The organism is Nonomuraea sp. NPDC049649 (genome assembly GCF_040675175.1).
Taxonomy (GTDB): Bacteria; Actinomycetota; Actinomycetes; order Streptosporangiales; family Streptosporangiaceae; genus Nonomuraea.
Genome location: NZ_JBFAOH010000011.1, coordinates 167,400 through 187,957 on the forward strand (window position 1 = coordinate 167,400; position 20,558 = coordinate 187,957).

Sequence of the window (20,558 nt, forward strand, 5' to 3'; positions counted from 1 at the left end):
ACATGCCCGCCGGGCGCAAGTCACTTCAGCCCGGCGAGGAACGGGCCGGCCAGCTCCAGCACGGCCTTCTTGGCGACGGCCGCCTCGAAGGCAGGCTCCTGATATCCGGGGGCACCGGCGACGCCGCCGCCGGTCGTGGTGCCCCGGAAGCTGAACTCGACCGTCCTGTCCCCGGTCAGCACCTTGACCAGGATCTCATGGAGGGCCGGCTCGTCCTCGTCGTACGGGCGGGTGGTCGCCGACACCACGGCGAACGCCTTCTCGCCGAGCCCCGGCAGCTCCTCGCGGGCCTCGAAGGTGGTGTGGGTGCGGTCGTTGCCGATGCCGCCCTTGGCCCGGTAGCGGTCGAACTTCTTGGCCTCCCGGTCGTACTGGAACTTCGCCCCCGGGCCGTCGCTCCCCCAGTCGGCCACGCGGACGGCCAGCCTGCCGCCGCGGGCGCTGAACTCCTGGCCGGGCGCGTGCTTGACCTGCTCGCGGATGTTCCAGGTGCAGGCGGTCTGCTTGACGCTGCCGTCGTTGGCGCTGACGGACGGCCCCGACACGGCCGGGAAGAACGCCGCCTCGACGTCCTTCACGGACAGGATCCCGCACGGCCCGGTGACCTTGACCTTCCCGGCGTCCTTGGCCATCTCCGCGGCGACGAGCTCGGCGACCTTGCCGGCCGCGGCCCGCGTCTCGTCGCCGCCCGGGTACTTGGCGCCGGTCCGGTTGGAGCCGCCGTACTCGACCTGGATCAGCCACGGCCCCTGCCGGACGTGCACGACGGTCTTCAGCCCGCTGTGGCCGATCGAGCTCTGGCTGTACGACTCGTCGCCGTATTCGAGCTCCCGGAGCTCGCCGAAGGACGAACCGGTCGTCTTCCCGTCGACCCGCTTGCCGTCGCGGACGTTCACCCGCTTCTCGTAGCGCTCCTTGTCGCGGGCGAACTGCTCGCGCGCGTACTCGACGGCGTCCTGCGTCTCTCTGCTGCGGGCCTGGACGGAGATGCCGAGCAGGCGGTAGCCGATGACGCCGCCGCCGACCTCCATCTTGTTGTTCCGCCACGAACAGGCGGCCCGCTTGTCGTCCGGGGCGGCCGAGGACGTGGACGCGTCCTTCCCGCCGTACTTGCCGTCGGTGACCAGGCTCTTGCGGAGGTCGTCCGGGACGGCGGCGCAGAGCTGATCGCCGGTGACCGGCCGCAGCTTCACCGCCGCCGCCTGCTTCTTCGCAGGCGACGGCGATGCCGACGGCTTCAGGTCGCGCCGCAGCGTCGGGAGGCCGTCGCCCTGTCCGGACGCGGCACCGGACTCCGGCTCATCGGTACGGAGCAGCGCCCAGGCGCCGGCCACCCCGCCGATCAGGAGGATCACGGCGAGCCCGGCGAGCACGGCGATGAGCGGCCCCTTGCCGCCGCCTCCCCCGTGAGGAGGCCGCCCCCCGCCGGGCCCGCCGATTCCCCCTGGCCCTCCCGGCCCGTAAGGCCCGAACCCCTGGGGCCCTCCGGGTCCCCCCGGCCCGTACCCCTCGGTTCCGTAGCTTCCTGGGTACGGCCCGCCTCCGGGAGGGCTGCCCGGTCTCGCGGCGCCCGGCCACCCTCCAGGAGGACCAGCCGGTCCGCCGTGGCCGGGACCTCGTCCGTGGCGAGGCGGATATGGGGTGGACATCTGCATCCTTTCGACTCGTTCGGCGGCAGGCATGCTCTGCCCTCAACGCCCATACCGTGGCTGGCAGCAAGCCTAGGCAGGCCCGGAACGCCGGCGTGTCAGGTGAACACCTGACAAAACGACCCCGATCGGAGGCATGAAAAAAGCCCACCCGATGTGCCGGGTGGGCCAGAAAGACTGTGGAGCTATGGGGATTCGAACCCCAGACCTCTTCCATGCCATGGAAGCGCGCTACCAACTGCGCCATAGCCCCTTGCGGATGCGTCGCCAAGTGTATCCGAATCTCCGGCCACCCGTGCCACGCCCGGCTGTCAGAGGCGGTCGGCGATGCGGGTGAGCACGGGCAGCGCCGCGGCCAGGCGTTCGCGCTCCTCCGGGGTGAGCGTCTCGACCGCGCGAGCCAGCCGGTCGGTGATGACCTGCTCCCGGCCGCCGAGCGCGGCGCGGCCGGCGTCGGAGATGGACGTGATGACGCGGCGGCCGTCGGCCGGGTCCGGGTCGCGGCGCACGAGCCCGCGCCGGTGCAGGCCCGTCAGCACCGTGCCGATGGCCTGTGCGGTGATGCGTTCGACCTGGGCGAGCTGGACCGAGGTGTGCGGCCCGTCGCGCTCCAGGCGGGAGAGCACGCCGAGTTCGGTGAACGACAGGTCGTCACCCGTGGCGTTGGTGTAGAGGCGGCGGATGCGGCGGGCCAGCAGCCCGACGGCGATCCGCAGGTTCTTCGCGAGCATATGCCAAGTCTAGCTTTATCAATCTAGCTTTGGTAGTTGTGGACCCATGTGTTACGACCACGACTCCGCACCACCCGCCTACGGCCCGCCCCTCACCGGGGTCCGGGCCGCCGACATCCGCCTGACGTCGGCCGACGGCTCCGCCTTCGCGGCCTACGAGGCCCGGCCCGAGGAGGTGCGGGGCGCGGGGGTAGTGATCCTTCCCGACTGGCGCGGGCTGCACGACTTCTACAAGCAGCTGGCCGTGCGCTTCGCCGAGCAGGGCCACCCGGCCGTGGCGATGGACTACTTCGGCCGGACGGCCGAGACCGACGACCGGGGCCCGGACTTCCCGTTCCGGGCCCACCTCGGCGGGCTGACCAGGGAGGGCATCCAGGCCGACCTCATGGCCGCGATCGACCGGCTGGGCAGGCCGGCGGTGGCGCTCGGGTTCTGCATGGGCGGCCGCAACGCGTTCTTCGCCGCCGCGCCGCGCTTCGGTCTCGCCGGAGTCGTCGGGTTCTACGGCGTGCCGGGCATCGCTCCCCCGTACGGGCCGGGGCCGGCCCAGCACGCCCGGGAGCTTCGAGCGCCGGTCCTGGGCCTGTTCGGCGGGGCGGACGAAGGCATCCCGGCCGAACAGGTGGCGGAGTTCGGCGCAGCGCTGTCCGAGGCGGGGGTGGAGCACGAGCTGGTGACCTATCCGGGGGCGCCGCACGGGTTCTTCGACGCCGCGCCCGGTGAGCACGCCGCCGCCTGCGAGGACGCCTGGCGGCGGGTGCTCGCCTTCCTCGCCGCACGCGGCGCCTGATCGGCTTCAGGGATCGACGCCTCGGGGCCGGTCGCAGCGCCAGGTGCGGCCGAGAGGGTGGAACGGGGTCTCGGCAGTGACGAGGCCGTGCCGCTCCCCCACCGGCACGGCCCCGACGATCACGAAAGGTGACAGCCGTCGAAGGCGCGGCTGTCACCTTGGCAGAGGCACCCTCCGCTCGTCCTCCACGTACCGGTCGCGTCCCGCGTACAGGCCCGCGCACAACTGCACGACCAGCACCACGAAGATCAGCAGGTACGGGAGCGTCCACCCGCCCGAGACCCCGCGCAGCACGCCGACCAGCAGCGGGCCGGCGCCCGCGAAGAGATAGCCGGCGCTCTGCCCGAAGGCGGAGAGCGAGGCGGTGGCCTCCGGCGTACGGGTGCGCACGGCGAGCATGGTGAGCGCCAGCGGGAACGAGCCCATGCCGAGCGCCACCAGCACCACCCAGACCGGGGCGGTGCCCGCGGGCGCGAGCCACAGCCCGAGGAACCCGGCCGTGTAGGCCGCCACCAGGCCGACGACCACCGGCCGCTGGTCGAGGAAGCGGCCGGCGAGGGCGGAGGCGAAGAACGAGACCGGAATGTTCAGCGCGGTGAAGAGGCCGAGGAGCATGCCCGCCTCGGCCACGGTATAGCCGCGGTCGGTGAGGATGACGGCGAGCCAGCCGAACATGATGTACGCGATCATCGACTGGGTGCCGAAGTAGGCGGCGACCGCCCAGGCGAGCCGGTTCCGCGTCAGGGCGAGCACGCCGCCGGAGGGCCCGTCGTCGTCGCGCTCCGGCTCGTCGCGCTGGAGCGCGATCCACGGTACGGCGGAGACGACGGCGAAGACCGCCCACACGCCGAGCGCCACGTGCCAGTCGCCCGAGGCCTGCTGGATCGGCACGGTGGCCGCGGCGGCGAGCATGGTGCCGACGGCCAGCGAGGTGGTGTAGACGGTGGTCATGGTCCCGATACGGGTCGGGAAGTGCCGTTTGATCAGCGTCGGGATGAGCACGTTGCCGACGGCCCCGCCCGACAGCGCGACGGCGCTGCTCAGCAGGAACACCTCCGCCGAGTCGACCATGACCCGCACCAGCATGCCCGCGCCGAGCGTGACCAGGGCGAGCAGGAGCAGCCGGTGCTCGCCGACGCGGCGGGCCATGCTGGGCGTGACCGCGCCGACGGTGGCGAAGGCGAGCACGGGGAGCGTGGTGAGCAGGCCGGTGCCGACGCTGGACATGCCGAGCGCGGCGGCGAGCTGGTCGAGCAGCGGGCCCACGCTGGTGACGGCGGTGCGCAGGTTCAGCGCCGCGAGGACGATCCCCAGCACGAGGAGCCAGGTCAGGGGGCCGGTTCTGGGTCTGACCTCCTGGGTGAGCACACTCATGCCGGGTAAATTCCTCCACTCATCAAGTCATAGGACGAATCCCCTAGCCTAACAGCTCCCAGCATGGGATCTATTCCGAAGCGGCGCTGGTCGGGGGCCCGGGATGGCGTCTATTCCAGGACAGAGCGAAGCCCCCGGAACGGTCCGGGGGCTCGGTGGGAGAACGGAGGCTAGAGAACCGGCCGGGGGCCCTGGGGCGGGTCGTCCCGGGGAGGGACGGGACCGGGGGCGGGGAGCGTGCCGGGATCCTGGGGGAAGCCGGTGTCGCCGCCGACCGTGCCGGGCGGGACCGGGCGGTCGGTGCCGCCGACCCCGGAGCCCTGCTGGTGCGGGCCGGGGACGTCGCCCCGCCACGCGCCCGTCTCGCCGCCGCGCGCCTCGACGTACCGCTTGAAGCGCTCCATGTCGCCCTTGACGCGCGACTGGACGATGTTCAGCCAGTCACCGGCCTTCTCGGCGAACCCCTCGGGGTCGTACTCCATCTGGAGCGACACCCGGGCGCTCTCCGGGCCCAGCCGGTGGAAGGTGACGACGCCGGCCTGGTGCGGCCGCTCGGTCGAGCGCCAGGCGATGCGCTCGTCCGGGTGCTGCTCGGTGATCTCGGCGTCGAACTCCCGCTTGACGCCCGCGATCTCGGTGATCCAGTGAGTGCGCGTGTCCGTGATCTGCTCGATGGACGCCACGCCTTCCATGAACTCGGGGAAGCTCTCGAACTGGGTCCACTGGTTGTACGCGACCCTGATCGGAACATTGACCTCTACGGCGTGCTCGATCGTACTCATGAGGCCCTGTGCTGCCCGGCCTCCCGGGCGCCTAACGTCGGCGCCACAGCCAGTAGAGGCCCACCAGCGGGAGGACGAGCGGAATGTACAGGTAGCCGCCACCGTAGGCCGACCAGACCGTTTCGTCGGGGAAGGCGGCCGGGTCGACCACGCTCGCGGTGCCGATGACGAGAACCCCCACCAGCTCGATGATCAGCGCCACCAGCGCGAGCCGCCGCGCGCCCCGCGCGAGCGCGACGGTGAGGATCAGGTAGACCAGCGCGGCGAACGCCGACAGCGAGTAGGCCAGCGGCGCCTCGTCGAACCTGGTGGCGATCTGCACCCCGGCACGGGCCCCCGCGGCGAGCGCGAACAGCCCGTAGAGCGCGATCAGCGCCCGGCCGGGACCTGAGCTTATGCCGGTCACGCGACGCCCTGCCAGATCTGCAGCAGCCGCCCGGTCATCACCGCGATCGCGAACCCGGCCACGACCAGGATGGCCGGGCCCCAGCGGCTCCGCTCGGCGAGCGCGAGGAAGACCCCGGCGGGCGGGATCAGCGCCTCGCCGATGAGATAGCCGTAGATCGTGAACGTCTCGCCCTCCGGGCCGTGCCCGCCGGCCATCGCCGCGATCACGAACCCGGCCTGCACCAGCACCGCCACTTCGAGCAGGGCGAACCCGGCGAGCAGGACCACGCCCATCGGGCGGTTGCGGATGGCGGTGATCAGGCTCGCCAGCGCCAGCAGCAGCGCGCCGACGATGACGACCGTGGCAACGGTGGTGTTCATCGCAGCACAGGTTATCGCCCGCACCGGCCGGTCCCGCTGGTGGCGCTCATAGGATCGGAGGCATGGAGAGGATCCTCGTGAGCGCCTGCCTGATGGGCCGCCGGGTCCGCTACGACGGGGGCGCCAAGACCAGCGCCGACGAGCGGCTGGCGGCCTGGCGGCGCGAGGGCCGGCTGGTGGCGTTCTGCCCGGAGGTGCAGGGCGGGCTGCCCGTGCCCCGGCCCGCCGCCGAGATCGAGGGCGGCGCGGGCGGGACCGCCGTGCTGGAGGGGCGGGCCCGGGTGCTGACCGCCGACGGATCCGACGTGACGGCCGAGTTCCTGGCGGGGGCGCGGGCCGCGCTGGCCGCCGCCCGGTCGGCGGGCGCGCGGCTGGCGGTCCTCAAGGAGGGCAGCCCGTCGTGCGGCACGCTGAGCGTCTACGACGGTACGTTCACCGGCCGCCGCGCCGCGGGCCAGGGCGTGACGACCGCCCTGCTGGAACGGCACGGCATCCGCGTCTTCAACGAGGACCACATCGAGGAGGCCGCCGCCTGCCTCACCGCCCTGGAGTCCTGAGCCCCGCACGGGCCAGGACAACCGCCGGAGACAGCAGCGAGCACCCTCCTAAGGAAGCGGTGGCAACGATTCGCTCCCGAGCGGAGCGGGCGTGGCCACCCGCTCCGCCGCCGGAGAGAGCGGGAGCACCGGGGTTCCCTGGCGAGTGATCGTGATGTCGTCGACCGCCGCTTCCACCAGGCTCGGGGTGTCCGCGTCGGCGGCCTCGACGATGACGCGCACCGTCTGCCCGGCGAAGGCGGAGAGGTCGGCGGTGGCAGTGGCCCAGGCGGCGTCGCGGTCCGTGGCCGCGCCGGTCTGTTCCACCACGGTCGCCGTCGTCGTGCCGCTCACCCGTACCCGGAAGTAGTCGGCGGCGGTGGCGTTGCCGCCGTGCGCGAGATACCACGAGAGCGACAGCCGCAGCGGGCCCTCCGCCGGGAGCGCGATCTCCGGCGACCGGGCGGTGGTGACGCCTCCGTCGATGTCGTGCGCGCCCGCGTCCGGTCCCGCGAGCGGGCCGGTGACCAGGGCGTTGACGCCGCTCGGGGTGGTGCCGAGCTGCTTGGGGCCGAGGTAGTCCGTGTCCTGCGGGTCGCCGCGTTCCCACTTGCCGGTGGTGGCGGTGTCGGTGCCGTCGGGGTTCGCGGTCCAGCCGGTGGCGGTCTCGAAGTCGTCGGACCAGACGGGCTGGGGCCGTTCGGCGGTGGCGAGGGTCCAGACGGCGTGCGCGATGGCGTCGGCGTTGCGGTCTAGCGCGATGTCGCTGATGTTCGCGGTGGTGTCGCAGGAGCGGTGGTAGCAGGGGTCGAACGGCTGCCCGGCGGTGCCGCCCCAGAGCTTCGCCTGGGCGGTCGTCTTGATGCCCTCGGCGCCGGTGAACAGCCCGCCCGCCGGGACGCCGGCCTTGATGAACGGCCCGTAGTCGGAGCGGCCGTCGAAGTCGCTGCCCTGGGTGGGCACGCCGATGCCCGCGAAGTAGCTCTGCAGGACCTGTTCCAGCTCGGCCGACCCGGCGGGTCCCGGCCCCGCTCCGGTGCGGTCGGAGTCGTCGCCGTCGTAGACGAAGTAACCGGCGTTGGGCGAGGCGATCATGTCGAAGTTCAGGTAGCCGCCGATTTTGGACAGCTCGCCGGCGGCCAGGCCGCCCACGTAGAAGCGGGAGCCGCCCAGCCCCAGCTCCTCGGCGCCCCACCAGGCGAAGCGCAGGTGCCGGTTCGGCCGCAGCCCCTGCCGGGCCACCTCCAGCGCGACCTCCAGGAGGGCGGCCGAGCCGGAGCCGTTGTCGTTGATGCCGGGGCTTCCGGTCACGCTGTCGAGGTGGGCGCCGACCATGAGCACGTCGCCGGGGTCGCCGCCGGGCCAGTCGGCGATGAGGTTGTAGCCGGTGGCGCCGTAGTGGGTGAACGGCTGGAGTGTGGTGGTGTACCCGGCGGCGTCCAGCAGGTTCTTGACGTAGTCGGCGGAGGCCAGGTAGCCGGGCCGGCCGTGCGCCCGGTCGCCGCCGTTGGCGGTGGCGATGGACTGCAGCCGGCTCAGGTGGGCCTTCACGTTCTCCAGCGAGATGTCGGGGACGGCCGCGGGTGCGGTGAGCACCAGCGGGACGGCGAGCACAGTGGCGTAGAGCGCCGCGAACATCACGGGATCCTCCGTGTGAGAGGGGGAGCGGCACACCGCGCCGCTCCCCCGTCAGAGCTGTCAGCGGGTGAGGCGGTGGTACCAGGAGTCCATCCCGGCCTGCGCCGCGGGCGGGGCTGCGGCGGCCGTGGCGGCGTTCGGGGCGCCGGGCAGGCGGCGGGCGTAGCCGTAGGTCACCGCGGCGTACACGATGGCGCCCGTGTTGTAGTGCAGAGCCCGCTTGCTGATGTTGCTGATGGTGTCGCAGGCCCGGTGGTAGCAGGGGTCGTAGGCGAGTCCCGCCACGCCGCCGTACAACTCGGCCTCTTCCTCGGTCTTGATGCCTTCTCCCCCGGTGAACAGCCCGCCCGCCGGGATGCCCGCCTCGATGAACGGCCCGTAGTCGGAGCGGCCGTCGAAGTCGGTGCCGCTGTGCGGCACCCCCAGCCCGTCGAAGTAACGCTGGAACAGCGCCTCGATCTCGGCGGATCCCGGCGGTCCCGCGGGCGCGCCGGTGCCGTCGGAGTCGTCGCCGTCGTAGATCCTGTAGACGGGGTTCGGCGAGGCGATCATGTCGAAGTTGAGGTACGCCTTGATCTTCGACCGCTCGGCGGGCGAGAGGTTCGCCACGTAGTGCCGCGAGCCGAGGAGGTTCAGCTCCTCGGCCCCCCACCAGGCGAAGCGGAGCTTGTTGACGGTCGTCAGCTTGGACAGGGTCAGGGCGGTCTCCAGGATGCCCGCGCTGCCGCTGCCGTTGTCGTTGATGCCGGGACCGGCGGTGACGCTGTCGAGGTGCGCGCCGAACATGACGACGTTGCGCGGGTCGCCGGACGGGGAGTCGGCGATCACGTTGTAGGTGGTACGGGTGTCGCTCTCGGTGTTCGTGGCCAGGCGCACCACGGTGTCGTCGGCGGCGAGCTGCTGCCCGGCCTCGAAGCTCGCGCCGACGACGGGGATGGTGACCGCGGGCCTGCCGAGCGTGCCCTGGACGGTCGCGGTCCGGCCTGCCTGCCCCTCGTTGAAGATGATCACGCCGACGGCGCCCGCGGCCTGGGCGTTCTCCGCCTTGACCCGGAAGTCGCAGCTGCCGCGCTGGATCAGCGCGATGTTGCCGGGCGTGAATCCGGCGAAGTCCGCCGGCTCGCACCCCGAGGTCGAGCCGGGCACGTCGGGCGGCGGGAGCTGCAGGTCGACGCTCTGCACGTCCGCGGTGATGTTCCCAGCGCCGGAGTAGGTCATGGTCGCGAAGTCGCCGACCGCGCTGCCGTCCGGCGGGGTGGGGGTGAAGGTCCGCGGGTCGGGCACGATCCGCTGCAGGACGGCCGTGGCCTTCTCGATGAAGAAGGGGAACTCGAACGGCTGGATCCTCACCTTGTATCCGGCCTCGCGCAGCTTGCCTGCCACGTAGTCGCGGGAGGCGTCGTAGCCGGGCGTGCCGGAGGCCCGGGTGCCGCCGTGGGCGTCGGCGATCCGCTGGAACTCCTCCAGGTGCTGGACGATGTCTTTGATCTTGACTGCCCGGGCCAGGGCGGACGGGCCGGGATCCGCCTGCGCGGGGGCGACGTAGGCGAGAGGAAGGGCGAGGACCACTGCCAGGGTGACGGCTCGGGCCATGCCCTTGGGGAGGTGGAAGCGCATTCGGCTCCTCCGCAAGGATGCTGGTCGGGACTGTTTCCCCCCGATTGAAGTCGCTCTGCGCTGTTAACCAGAGCAAGGCATCCTGAAAAGACCCAGAATTTGAACACTCAATCCACTACGTCGTCCTTAGCTGCTTCCAGGTTGGTCTTCACCTCCTCCATCACCTTCGCGTAACCGAGGTAGCTGTAGCGCTCGGCCGCCCGCCACGGGTAGACCTGGCCGGCCTTGACCGCGGGCAGGTCGCTCCAGGTCGGCTTCTCCGCCATCTCCTCGGTCTTCATCGACTGGGCGCGGGCGTCGACCAGGATGACGTCGGCGTCGTACTTGTCGGCGTTCTCCCAGCTCAGCACCTCCCAGAAGCCGCCCTCGCTCTCCGTCGGCGCGGCCGGGGAGACGATGTCGAGGCCCAGTGCGGCGTAGTGGGCCAGGTCGGGGTGGTCGGGGACGTACGCGACGTACAGGCTCTCGGGGGTGGCCGTGACCACCATGACCTTCAGCCCGGGCTTGGCTTTCGCGAGGTCCCTCAGCCGCTCGCTCGCGGTCTCGAAGCGGGCCTTGGCCTCGGTTACGGGCGCCGCGGCGGGGTCGGCGCCCAGCGCCTCGGCGAGGGAGGCGTACCGTTCGATGATCTCGGTGAGCTTCTTGCCGCCGAGCTGGACGCCCAGCGTGGGGGCGACCTCCTCGATGGCGGCCGCCGACTCCTCGGGCACGTACCAGAGGGTGTCCTTCAGGTACATCCCCGCGACCAGCAGGTCGGGCTTGAGCGAGATGTACTTCTCGACGTTGAACTCGCCCCACACGTTGCCGATCGGCTCGACCTGGTCGATGTCGACCTCGCCCACCTCGGGGTCGCGCCCACCGTCCTTGAGCCGGTGCGGGCCGAACACGCCGACCGGGCGCACGCCGAAGTCCCACAGCGCCGCCGCGGACGCGGACTGGGCCACGACCCGCTCCGGACGCGCCGGGAGGGAGATCTCCTTGCCTCGGTCGTCCGTCCACGTCCACGGCTCCTGCGCGTCCGCGGCCGGCGCGGCCGTCTCCGGCGCGCCGCACGCGGCGATCCCCAGCAGGACGGCCGCGGCGAGGGCGGTGAGACCGCGACGCTGGACGGTGACCATGGCTACTCCTCCAATACACGGTTTTGGACGGCACATTAGCTTAGCCTTACCTAACCTGGAAAGGTCACCGCGCGCACCGGTCCCCGGACCTTAAGATCGGGCGCAGGAGGTGGAGCCGCCGATGCTGAGGGCGATCTTGAAGACCGAGGCAGGCAGCACCACCTTGCTGCTGGCCGCCACCCTCCTGGCCCTGATCTGGGCGAACTCCCCCTGGGGCGACACCTACGAGGCGTTCTGGCACCTCCAGGCCGGGCTCAGCTTCGGCGACGCCACCTTCTCGCTCGACCTGCGCCACTGGGTGAACGACGGGCTGATGGCGATCTTCTTCTTCGTCATCGGCCTGGAGATCTCGTACGAGATACGGCTCGGGCAGATGCGCGACCGGCGGCTGGTCGCCGTGCCGGCCCTCGCCGCGCTCGGCGGGCTGATCGTCCCGGCCGGCATCTACCTGCTGTTCAACGCGGGCGGGCCGGGCGCCGCGGGCTGGGGCGTGCCGATCGCCACCGACACCGCGTTCGTGCTGGGGCTGCTCGCCGTGGTGGGGGCGCGCTGCCCGGACCCGCTGCGGGCCTTCCTGCTCACGCTGGCGATCGTGGACGACGTCCTCGCCATCACGATCATCGCGCTCTTCTACACGGCGAGCCTGTCGTTCCCGGCGCTCCTCACCGCCGTCGCGCTGCTCGCCGCGATCATGTTCCTCCGCTACCTGCGGATCTGGCGCTCGCCCGCCTACGTCGTGCTCGGCTTCGCGCTCTGGGTGGCGACGCTGGAGAGCGGCGTGCACCCGACGATCGTCGGGATCGCGCTCGGCGTGCTGGTGTTCGTGTACGCGCCGAGCGACCAGAAGCTGCTGCGGGCCGGGGAGGCCGTGCAGGAGCTGACCTACTCGCCCAGCCCCCGGGCGGCCGTGGAGGCGACCCGGCTGGTGCGCATGTCGGTCTCCGTCAACGAGCGCCTGCAGCTGCGGCTCCACCCCTGGAGCAGCTACGTGATCGTGCCGATCTTCGCGCTGGCCAACGCCGGCGTCCGGCTCGACGGTGAGACGCTGAGCGCTGCGATGACCTCGCCGATCTCCATCGGCGTGGCGCTGGGCCTGTTCGCCGGCAAGCTGCTGGGCATCACCGCCGGCACGTGGCTGCCGCTCCGGCTCAACTGGGGTTTCCTGCCGGGCAACCTGGTGTGGGGGCAGGTGCTGGGCGGGGCGGCGGTGTCCGGCATCGGGTTCACGGTCTCGCTGTTCATCGTGGAGCTGGCCTTCGACGACCCGCTGCTGATCAGCGAGGCCAAGATCGGCATCCTCGCCGGGTCGCTCATGTCGGCGCTGCTCGGCTGGGTCATCTTCAAGCTGGCGTGGAACCGGGGCGGCGTGTGCGCGCCGCCGGACGCCCCGGCCGAACCCCCGGAGTCGGTGCCGGTGCTGCTCACCGCCCCGGTCGGGCCGGACGACCACGCGCGCGGCCCCGCGGACGCGCCGGTCACCGTGGTCGAGTACGGCGACTTCGAGTGCCCCTTCTGCGGCCGCCTCCACCCGATCCTGGACGAGCTGCGGCGGCGTCACCCCGACGTGCGGATCGTGTTCCGCCACTTCCCGCAGCGCCAGCTGCACCCGCGCGCGGTGCCCGCCGCGCTGGTTGCCGAGGCGGCGGCCCGCGCCGGCCGGTTCTGGGAGATGTACGACAAGCTCTTCACCCACCAGCGGGCCCTCGGCGACGACGACCTGGCGCGCTACGCGGCCGAGCTGCGGGTCGACCTGTCGGCGCCGATCGCCGAGCGCGCCGCCAGGATCGAGCGGGACGAGCGGTCCGGCCGGGCGAGCGGCGCCCGGGGCACGCCCACGCTGTTCATCAACGGCGTACGCTACCAGGGCAGACTGGACCTCCAAGCGATCATCGAAGCGGTGGAGCAGGCCCGCGCCGCCGCCTCCCCTCCGAAAAAGGCACCCTGAAACGGACGGAGACCCCCCGTATGGCCGGCACCTTCCTCAGCATGCTGCTCCCGTTCCTGTCCACCGTGGTGGCCGCCGTCGGCATCGTGCTCACGGCCAGGGGCCGCGGCACCCACGGGCGCGCGGCGGTCATCGGCATGCTGGGCTGCGTCGCGCTGCTGCTGAACGGCCTGCTCCAGATCCTTCAGGCGATTCTCCTGAACGTCGTGATCGAGAGCGTCGGTCTCGCCGCGATGGGCATCGTGATCATGGTGCTGAACCTGCTGTACTTCCTGCTGACGACGACCGGCGTCGCGCTGCTGATCTGGGCCGTGGTCGCCCGCCGCGCCCCGCAGCCCCAGCCCGGCCCCCAGCAGCCGGGCTGGCACCAGCAGCCGCCCGCGCCCTACCAGCACCCGCAGCAGGGCTGGCAGCAGCCCCCGTCCTACCCCTCCAGGTAGTCCCGCCAGGTGATCTCCCCCTTCGGCAGGGCCGAGGTGGTCAGGTGCCCGGCCCTGAACGCCCGCCCCAGCCTGCCCGGGACGCGCACCCGCAGCAGCGGGCGGCGCGACCCCCGGGCCCGCAGCCAGAGCCGGGCCGCCTCGGCCATCGTCAGCACCTCGGGTCCGCCGTACTCCTCGACCTCCTCCGACGGCCCGCGCCTGATCAACGACACCAGGCGGCCGGCCACGTCCCGGACGTCCACCGGCTGGAAGGGGATGCCGGGGTCGGCCACCACCACCCCCAGGCGGGCCGTCGCGGCGATCGCGCCGGCGGCGAACTCGTGGAACTGCGTCGCCCGCAGCGTCGTCCACGGCACCCCGCCCTCCCGCACCAGCCGCTCGGCCGCCAGCTTGGCGCGGTAGTAGCCCAGCGGCACCTGGTCCACCCCCACGATCGAGACGTAGAGCAGGTGACCGACACCGGCCGCGCGGGCCCGCGTCAGCAGCCGGCCGGTCCCGTCCAGCTCCACCCGGCGCGTGTAGCGGCCCCGGTAGGGCGCCGACGCCAGGTGGACGACCGTGTCGGCGCCCGCCACCGCCTCGGCCAGGCCCTCCCCCGTGGTCAGGTCCGCCGTCATCCAGCGCACCCCGCCGTCGTCCGCGCGTCCGGTACGGCTCAGCGCCCGCACCTCGAATCCCTCGGCGGCCAGCAGGGCGGTCACCGTCCTGCCGAGCCGTCCGCTCGCTCCTGTCACCGTCACAGTCGTCATACCGGATGGACGGGGCGAAGGCCTCGAATGTGACACCCTTGGAGCGCACCGCCACCATCGCCGCGCGTTCGAGGAGATCATGAATCCAGAGCAGCCCGGCGGTCCCGAGGGCGACATGACGATCAGGCGTCCCCGGCCCCGCCCCGCCCCGCCCCCGCCGCGGAGCGAGACGTCCCCGTACCCCCTGCCGCCGCCGCGGAACGCGGCACCCCTCTTCCCGCAGCCGCCCCCGCAGGACGAGCGGACGCGCCGCCTGGACTACCCGCAGGACCTGCTGCCCGACGTCGCCTACGAGACCGGCAAGTCCAGGTCGGGCTGGTGGTGGCTGGTCGTGATGGGCGGGCTCCTGCTGCTGGTGGCGGCGGTCGCCGTGGCCGTGGTGCTGCGGGCGGGAGCCTAGGTCCGCCTCATGACGTGGAACCGCCGGGTGACCCGGTAACCGGCTCTGCCGTACAGACGTGCGGCGGGGCCGGTCTCCCCGGTCCACAGGAACCACGACGCGCGCAGCCCCTCGGCCCGCATCCGGGTCATGGCCGCGTCGAGCAGGACCGCCCCGAGCCCCGTGCCACGCTCCACCGGGTCGACCCCGAACGGCCCGAACCTCTCGGGCGTCTCCCGATACGCCCCGTACGCCGCGAACCCCACGATGCGCTCCCGCCGGGCGACGATCAGCCGCCCCGGGTCCGCCCGCCTGATCGCCTCACCCCAGTCGGGGCTGAACGTCCCGGCCGCGAACCGGATCAGCTCGGGCAGCTCCCCGTCGGCCGGAGCGCGGAACACGTACCCCTCCCGCTCCCGCGCCGCCCGCAGCTCACCCACCGCCTCCGGGGCGACGTAACCGTCCAGCGAGCGGTCCATGGCGACCGGCGTGGAGACGGTCCGGAAGCCGAGCTTCTCCAGCAGCCGGCGCGCCTGCGGGTAACGCTCCGGGTCCACGCCCGGCAGCACGTAGTTCGGCGTGTACGGGGCGAACTCCACGGTCGTGCGCCCGTGCGCGGCCAGGAACGCCAGCGCCTCCTCCAGCAGCCGCCGCCCCAGCCCGCGCCCCCGATGTTCGGGGGTCACGAAGAAGAACGGGATCCACCCGGTACCCGGCTCCAGATCGGTCGACGGGGCCGGCGGAATGAGCCTGCGCACTCCGTACGCGCACCCGGCGAGCCGCCCGTCCACCACGGCCACCCGCAGCCCCTCGGGATCGAAGTTGGGGTCGAGCAGCACGCGCTCGCGCAGCCAGGAGGGAGTCGCCGGGTCGGTGGGAAGGCTGCGGTTCCAGGCCGCGACGAGCGGCCCCTCATCGCCGGCGGCGAACGCCCGGACTGTGGTCATCCGTCTCCCCCGGGCCCTGAGGGTGAGAGAAAAGGTGGAGCTATGGGGATTCGAACCCCAGACCTCTTCCATGCCATGGAAGCGCGCTACCAACTGCGCCATAGCCCCTGATCACGGCTCGCGAACGAGCCTCCGAGAGCATATAGCCATCCTCGCGATTCGCCTAATCGCGGGCGGGCTGGGTCGGCTGGCGTCCTTGGGCGTCGGGACTGTCGTCGCTGCGGATCGGCTCGGGGAGGGTGCCGGCGTTGTGCTCCAGCAGCCGCCATCCCCTGCGCCCCTCGTGGAGCACGGACCACGCGCAGTTGCCGAGGCCGCCGATGGCGGACCAGTGTTCCTGCGGCAGCCCGAGCAGCTCGCAGATGCCGAGCCGCAGCGCCGCCCCGTGGGAGGCGATGACGAGCAGCCCGTCGTCGTCGAGCTTGGCCGCCCAGCGCCGCATGGCGGCGGCGACCCGCGCGGCGACGTCGGCCACGTCCTCGCCGCCCGGCGCCTCCCAGGCGACGTACTCGCGGGGCCAGCGTTCGGCGATCTCGGCGTTGGTGAGACCCTCCCACTCGCCGCCGCCGCGCTCCCTGAAGTCCTTGTCGACCGCCACGTCGAGGCCGGTGACGCGGGCGAGGGCCAGCGCGGTGTCGTGGGCCCGTTCGAGATCGGAGGACACGATGAGGGTGGGCCGCAGAGAGGCGAGCAGGGAGGCGGCCCGGGCCGCCTGGGCCACGCCGGTCTCGTCGAGCGGGATGTCGGAGTGGCCCTGGAAACGGTTCTCCACGTTCCAGCGGGTCTGCCCGTGGCGGAGGCAGACGATGCGTCTGCTCAACTGCTGGCCCTCTGGGTGTTGGCCTGCGTGACGCTCTCCGGCAGGGCGATGGCCGGGCAGTCCTTCCACAGCCGCTCCAGGGCGTAGAAGGTGCGGTCTTCCTCGTGCTGGACGTGGACGACGATGTCCATGTAGTCGAGGAGGACCCAGCGGCCCTCGCGCTCACCCTCGCGGCGCACCGGCTTGACGTCGGCCTCGGTGCGCAGCCTCTCCTCGATCTCCTCGACGATGGCGCGGACCTGGCGGTCGTTGTTCGCGGAGCAGAGCAGGAAGGCGTCGGTGATGACGAGCTGGTCGCTGACGTCGTAGGCGAGGATGTCGTCGGCCAGCTTCTCGGCGGCTGCTTCGGCGGCGATGCGGACGAGCTGGACTGCGGTCTCAGATGCTGTCACGGTGCGGGTCGGTCCTCCTGTGTCGGCGACATGCCTATACCAGAGGGTACCCGTTACGGCCGTCCTGCCCCACGTGCTGTCCTGTTCCTCTTCACACGTGCACCGCGGCAGAGCCCGCGCTCGGCTTTCCCCATCTCACGCGTGCCCGAGGTAGAGCCCTCGTTTGTTGATGTACTGGACGATCCCGTCGGGCACGAGATACCAGATGGGCTCGCCCTTGCTCACCCGCTGCCTGCACTCCGACGACGAGATGGCCAGCGCCGGGATCTCCAGCAGCGTCACCCGGCCCTCGGGCAGCCCGGGGTCGTGCAGGTGGTGGCCGGGCCTGGTGCAGCCGACGAAGTGGGCGAGCTGGAAGAGCTCGTCGGCGTTCTGCCAGTCGAGGATCGCGCCGAGCGCGTCGGCGCCGGTGATGAAGAAGAGCTCCGCCTCCGGCCCGTAGATCTCGGAGATGTCGCGCAGGGTGTCGATGGTGAAGGTGGGCCCCGGCCGGTCGATGTCGACCCTGCTGACGGAGAAGCGAGGGTTGGACGCGGTCGCGATGACGGTCATCAGATAGCGGTCCTCGGGCGCGGACACCTCGCGCTCGGACTTCTGGTACGGACGACCGGTGGGCACGAACACGACCTCGTCGAGCTCGAAATGGTGGGCCACTTCGCTGGCGGCGACCAGGTGGCCATGATGGATCGGGTCGAACGTGCCGCCCATGACGCCCACGCGTCGCTTCCCCTGCATACCAGGCGCGTTCATCATGGAACGGACCTTACGCGGAGGACCCGGTGCGGCATGACGCCACCCCCCTGCCCGATGGCCGCGCATCGCTCCCGTTACGGACGTAGCATGCCGGGCATGACGACCACCCCGGACCGCAGCCGCGTCCAACTGCCCGGCATCTCGTCCCGCGCCTACGAACACCCCGCAGACCGGTCGGCTCTGGTCGCTCTGCGCAAGTTGAGCGGGTTCGACACAGTTCTCAAGCAGATGTCCGGCCTTGTGAGCGAACGCCGCCTGCGCCTCATGTACCTCGCCTCGGCCGTACGCGTGAGCGAGACCCAGTTCCGCTCCCTCTACGACATGGGCCGGGACGCCGCCTACGTCCTCGACCTGCACCGCATCCCGGAGATCTACGTCCAGCAGGACCCGCAGGTCCAGGCGAAGGCCATCGGCTTCGACGACCCGTTCATCGTGGTGACGACCGGCCTGCTCAACCTGATGAACGAGGAGGAGCAGCGCTTCGTCATCGGCCACGAGACGGCCCACATCCTGTCGGGCCACGCCGTCTACCGGACCATGCTCGACATCCTCACCCGCCTCGCGACCCGCGTCGCCTGGATCCCGCTGGGCTACATCGGCCTGCGCGCGATCGTGGCGGGCCTGGAGGAGTGGTACCGCAAGTCGGAGCTGTCCTCCGACCGCGGCGGCCTGCTCACCGGCCAGGACCCGGAGGCCGCCAAGCGGGCGCTGATGAAGCTCGCCGGCGGCGACTACACCCACGAGATGAACATCGAGGCCTTCCTGGAGCAGTTCGCCGAGTACGACACCGCGGGCGACCTGCGCGACGGCTTCCTCAAGGTGCTCAACCTGCTCGGCACCACCCACCCGTTCGCCGTGGTCCGCGTCGCCGAGCTCGACAAGTGGCACCGCGGCGGCGACTACGACCGCATCATCGGCGGCGACTACCCGCGCCGCGAGGACGACCCGAACGCCCGCGTCAGCGACGAGGTCAAGGCGGCCGCCGAGTCCTACCGCAGGTCCTGGTCGGAGTCCCAGGACCCGTTCATCGGCGTGCTCCGCGACGTGGCCGAGGGCGCCGTCAACGCCGGCGAGCGCATCTTCAACCGGTTCGCGCGCCGCGACGGCTGACCCTCACAGCAGCAGGGCGATCGCGCGCACGGCTGCCGCGCACAGGGCGACGAACCCGCCCAGCACGGCCAGTGCGCGCAGCCCTTCCCTGCGCAGGTCGGGCAGCCGCGCCCCGACCCGCTCGATCTCCCGACCGGTGATGCCCCCGCACAGCATGCCGAACACGACGGCCGCGGCGGTGACCGGAGCGGGCCGCTGCCACCACGTCTCGGGGTCGATCTCACCCCCGCCGGTGATCCAGAGCGCCCCGGCGGCCGCGACGGTGACGGGCACCCCCGGCCACACGGCCGCACTCACCAGCGACCCCGTCAGCGCGAACGGCAGCGTCACCACCCGCATGACGGCCCGCGCCCACCCTTCCGCCCGGTTGCGCACCATCCAGTGACTCATCCACAGCGCCCTGGTCAGCACCACGAACGCCGCCGTGATGCCGATGGAGGCGACCGGCCACATCACCGACGCCACCACGCACGGCACCGCCAGGACGGCGAGCAGCAGCAGCGCGGTGTTCCCCGCGGGCAGCGTCGTCGCCCCTTCCGCCCGGCTCGCGGCACTCCTGGCCTTCCCCGACGTGCCCGGCGTCCTGACCCTGGCCTGCGCCCTGGCCCGCACCGCGCCCTCGCCGCCGCGCCCGCGCCCGGCCGCCGCCTCCGCGGCCCGCCGCCCGGCGCCGCCCTTCCCCCGCCCGCCGACCCCGGCAGCCGCGGCCTCGCCACGCCGGGCCGCCCGGCCCGCCCCGTCGCCGCCGCGCGGCACCGGCACCTCACCGGCCCGCCCCCGCGCCGTCCCTTCACCTGTACGTGAACGCGGCGGCACACTGTCACCCGTACGACCCCGGGGCGGCACACTGTCACCGGAACGCCCCCTGGACGCCGCGGCCTCACCGGAACGCCGTGACCCCGCCTCATTCGTACGGGACCGCGACGGCACCCCGCGCGACGCCGCCTCGCCCGTACGAGACCGGGACGACACCCCGTCACCGGAGCGCCCGCGAGAGGCCGCCTCGCCCGTGCGGGAGCGCGGCGGGACGCTGTCGGCCGGGCGTCCGCGCGGCGCCGGCACCTCCGAGGCACGGCCACGCGCCGGAGAGGGCTTGCTGTCGGAGCCGCGCCCGCGCGGCGGCGGGACGTTGCCCTCCAGGCGCGCCGAGTCGCCCGCCTCGTCCGGCTCGTCCAGCCCGCTCGCCTTGGCCAGCCGGGCCAGCCGGTCGGCCAGCAGCGCGGCGGTGGGCCGTTTACGCGGCTCCCGGTTGAGCGCCGCCCGCACCAGGGGCAGCAGCTCCACGGGCACGCCCTTGAGGTCCGCCTGCCCGTTGAGCACCGCGTACATCTGCGCCTCGGCCGTCCCCCGTCCGAAGGCGGGCCGCCCGGTCGCCGCGAACGCCACCGTCGCCGCCCACGCGTGCACGTCGGCCGGCGAGTCCACCTGCTCGTCGGCGAAGATCTCCGGAGCGGTGTAGCCGGGAGTCCCGAGGAAGGTGCCGGTCATGGTGAGCCGGGTGGCGTCGTGCACCTGCGCGATGCCGAAGTCGATCAGCACCGGCCCGTCGGCGCCCATGATGATGTTGCCCGGCTTGAGGTCGCGGTGGACCACCCCGGCGGCGTGGATGATCGCCAGGGCCGCGGCGATGCCCTGCGCGAGCCGTACCAGCTCCGGCAGCTCGAACGCGCCGTCCTGGCGCACCCGGTCGAGCAGGGTGGGGCCCTCGATGTGCTCCATCACCAGGTAGGGACGGTCGCAGGACAGGTCGGCGTCGAGGACGCGCGCCACGTACGGGCTCTCGACCCGCCGCAACGCCCGCACCTCGCGCTCGAGCCGGATGCGTGCGGAGTCGTCCTCGGTCAGGTCGTGCAGGACCTTGACCGCGACACGCTCGCCACGGCGGACGGTGGCGAGGTAGACCTCACCCATACCGCCCCGGCCGAGCCGTTCGAGCAGGGTGTACGGCCCGACCTTGCCGAGCTTGCTCACCGTCCCTCCCCGCTCGGCGCGCCCATAAGGGACACAACCCTAGCGC

At 72.4% G+C, this 20,558-nt stretch carries 21 protein-coding genes and 2 tRNA genes; 6 read left to right on the plus strand and 17 right to left on the minus strand.

The annotated features are described in order from the left end of the window. Positions 1-20 precede the first annotated feature (20 nt). From AB0J42_RS17405 to AB0J42_RS17415, 3 genes are all read right to left on the minus strand, one after another. The gene (locus AB0J42_RS17405) at positions 21-1,373 is read right to left on the minus strand and encodes a hypothetical protein (protein WP_364295114.1); all 1,353 of its coding nucleotides are present in this window, start codon (positions 1,371-1,373) and stop codon (positions 21-23) included. Positions 1,374-1,829: 456 nt separating this feature from the next. Then, a tRNA-Ala gene (locus tag AB0J42_RS17410) sits at positions 1,830-1,902 on the minus strand. 58 nt (positions 1,903-1,960) lie between these two features. After that, a complete protein-coding gene (locus tag AB0J42_RS17415) occupies positions 1,961-2,380 on the minus strand; it encodes a MarR family transcriptional regulator (protein ID WP_364295117.1) in 420 nt (139 codons plus the stop codon). A 46-nt stretch (positions 2,381-2,426) separates the two neighbouring features. On the opposite strand from AB0J42_RS17415, the gene AB0J42_RS17420 reads away from it, so the two are divergent. Further along, positions 2,427-3,170 (plus strand): dienelactone hydrolase family protein, encoded by a 744-nt coding sequence (locus AB0J42_RS17420; RefSeq protein ID WP_364295120.1) that lies wholly within the window; start codon positions 2,427-2,429, stop codon positions 3,168-3,170. A gap of 153 nt (positions 3,171-3,323) precedes the next feature. Here AB0J42_RS17420 and AB0J42_RS17425 read toward each other — a convergent pair whose 3' ends face one another. The 4 genes from AB0J42_RS17425 to AB0J42_RS17440 form a co-directional block, all read right to left on the minus strand. Then, positions 3,324-4,544, minus strand: a complete 1,221-nt coding sequence (locus AB0J42_RS17425) for an MFS transporter (RefSeq protein WP_364295123.1) — start codon at positions 4,542-4,544, stop codon at positions 3,324-3,326. 170 nt (positions 4,545-4,714) lie between these two features. Further along, positions 4,715-5,326, minus strand: coding sequence for an SRPBCC family protein (locus tag AB0J42_RS17430; protein ID WP_364295126.1), 612 nt, complete (start codon positions 5,324-5,326; stop codon positions 4,715-4,717). 31 nt (positions 5,327-5,357) lie between these two features. Further along, positions 5,358-5,732, minus strand: coding sequence for a hypothetical protein (locus tag AB0J42_RS17435; RefSeq protein WP_364295129.1), 375 nt, complete (start codon positions 5,730-5,732; stop codon positions 5,358-5,360). After that, on the minus strand, positions 5,729-6,094 hold the full coding sequence (locus AB0J42_RS17440; RefSeq protein WP_364295132.1) for a hypothetical protein: 366 nt from the start codon (positions 6,092-6,094) through the stop codon (positions 5,729-5,731). Before AB0J42_RS17440 ends, AB0J42_RS17435 begins: the two co-directional genes overlap by 4 nt. Positions 6,095-6,156: 62 nt before the next feature. On the opposite strand from AB0J42_RS17440, the gene AB0J42_RS17445 reads away from it, so the two are divergent. Then, positions 6,157-6,651 carry a DUF523 domain-containing protein gene (locus AB0J42_RS17445; RefSeq protein ID WP_364295134.1) on the plus strand — a complete coding sequence of 165 codons (495 nt, stop codon included), beginning with the start codon at positions 6,157-6,159 and terminating at the stop codon, positions 6,649-6,651. Between the two features lie 48 nt (positions 6,652-6,699). Here AB0J42_RS17445 and AB0J42_RS17450 read toward each other — a convergent pair whose 3' ends face one another. The 3 genes from AB0J42_RS17450 to AB0J42_RS17460 form a co-directional block, all read right to left on the minus strand. Then, positions 6,700-8,268 carry a M28 family metallopeptidase gene (locus tag AB0J42_RS17450; RefSeq protein ID WP_364295136.1) on the minus strand — a complete coding sequence of 523 codons (1,569 nt, stop codon included), beginning with the start codon at positions 8,266-8,268 and terminating at the stop codon, positions 6,700-6,702. A gap of 60 nt (positions 8,269-8,328) precedes the next feature. Continuing rightward, entirely contained in the window at positions 8,329-9,885 is a 1,557-nt protein-coding gene (locus AB0J42_RS17455; protein ID WP_364295139.1) for a M28 family metallopeptidase, read from the minus strand. 107 nt (positions 9,886-9,992) lie between these two features. After that, on the minus strand, positions 9,993-11,003 hold the full coding sequence (locus AB0J42_RS17460; protein ID WP_364295142.1) for an ABC transporter substrate-binding protein: 1,011 nt from the start codon (positions 11,001-11,003) through the stop codon (positions 9,993-9,995). 121 nt (positions 11,004-11,124) lie between these two features. On the opposite strand from AB0J42_RS17460, the gene nhaA reads away from it, so the two are divergent. Continuing rightward, positions 11,125-12,948, plus strand: a complete 1,824-nt coding sequence (nhaA, locus tag AB0J42_RS17465) for a Na+/H+ antiporter NhaA (RefSeq protein ID WP_364295145.1) — start codon at positions 11,125-11,127, stop codon at positions 12,946-12,948. 20 nt (positions 12,949-12,968) lie between these two features. Then, positions 12,969-13,388 carry a hypothetical protein gene (locus tag AB0J42_RS17470; protein WP_364295148.1) on the plus strand — a complete coding sequence of 140 codons (420 nt, stop codon included), beginning with the start codon at positions 12,969-12,971 and terminating at the stop codon, positions 13,386-13,388. Here AB0J42_RS17470 and AB0J42_RS17475 read toward each other — a convergent pair. Continuing rightward, the gene (locus AB0J42_RS17475) at positions 13,373-14,140 is read right to left on the minus strand and encodes an NAD(P)H-binding protein (RefSeq protein ID WP_364295151.1); all 768 of its coding nucleotides are present in this window, start codon (positions 14,138-14,140) and stop codon (positions 13,373-13,375) included. The two genes, AB0J42_RS17470 and AB0J42_RS17475, sit on opposite strands and share 16 nt — an antisense overlap. 79 nt (positions 14,141-14,219) lie before the next feature. Here AB0J42_RS17475 and AB0J42_RS17480 point away from each other — a divergent pair, with 79 nt between their 5' ends. Beyond that, a complete protein-coding gene (locus tag AB0J42_RS17480) occupies positions 14,220-14,540 on the plus strand; it encodes a hypothetical protein (RefSeq protein ID WP_364295154.1) in 321 nt (106 codons plus the stop codon). Here AB0J42_RS17480 and AB0J42_RS17485 read toward each other — a convergent pair. The 5 genes from AB0J42_RS17485 to nadD form a co-directional block, all read right to left on the minus strand. Then, positions 14,537-15,466: a GNAT family N-acetyltransferase gene (locus AB0J42_RS17485; protein ID WP_364295157.1), complete on the minus strand. Its 930-nt coding sequence runs from the start codon at positions 15,464-15,466 to the stop codon at positions 14,537-14,539. The genes AB0J42_RS17480 and AB0J42_RS17485 overlap by 4 nt on opposite strands. A gap of 35 nt (positions 15,467-15,501) precedes the next feature. Further along, positions 15,502-15,574: transfer RNA gene (locus tag AB0J42_RS17490), tRNA-Ala, on the minus strand. A 55-nt stretch (positions 15,575-15,629) separates the two neighbouring features. Further along, entirely contained in the window at positions 15,630-16,286 is a 657-nt protein-coding gene (locus tag AB0J42_RS17495; RefSeq protein WP_364295160.1) for a histidine phosphatase family protein, read from the minus strand. Then, on the minus strand, positions 16,283-16,678 hold the full coding sequence (gene rsfS, locus AB0J42_RS17500) for a ribosome silencing factor (protein ID WP_364295163.1): 396 nt from the start codon (positions 16,676-16,678) through the stop codon (positions 16,283-16,285). The genes AB0J42_RS17495 and rsfS overlap by 4 nt, the downstream gene beginning before the upstream one ends. Positions 16,679-16,813: 135 nt before the next feature. After that, positions 16,814-17,413 carry a nicotinate-nucleotide adenylyltransferase gene (nadD, locus tag AB0J42_RS17505; protein ID WP_364295166.1) on the minus strand — a complete coding sequence of 200 codons (600 nt, stop codon included), beginning with the start codon at positions 17,411-17,413 and terminating at the stop codon, positions 16,814-16,816. Between the two features lie 114 nt (positions 17,414-17,527). On the opposite strand from nadD, the gene AB0J42_RS17510 reads away from it, so the two are divergent. Then, positions 17,528-18,541 (plus strand): M48 family metallopeptidase, encoded by a 1,014-nt coding sequence (locus AB0J42_RS17510; protein ID WP_364295169.1) that lies wholly within the window; start codon positions 17,528-17,530, stop codon positions 18,539-18,541. Between the two features lie 3 nt (positions 18,542-18,544). Here AB0J42_RS17510 and AB0J42_RS17515 read toward each other — a convergent pair whose 3' ends face one another. After that, a complete protein-coding gene (locus AB0J42_RS17515; RefSeq protein WP_364295172.1) occupies positions 18,545-20,512 on the minus strand; it encodes a protein kinase in 1,968 nt (655 codons plus the stop codon). Positions 20,513-20,558: the final 46 nt, after the last annotated feature.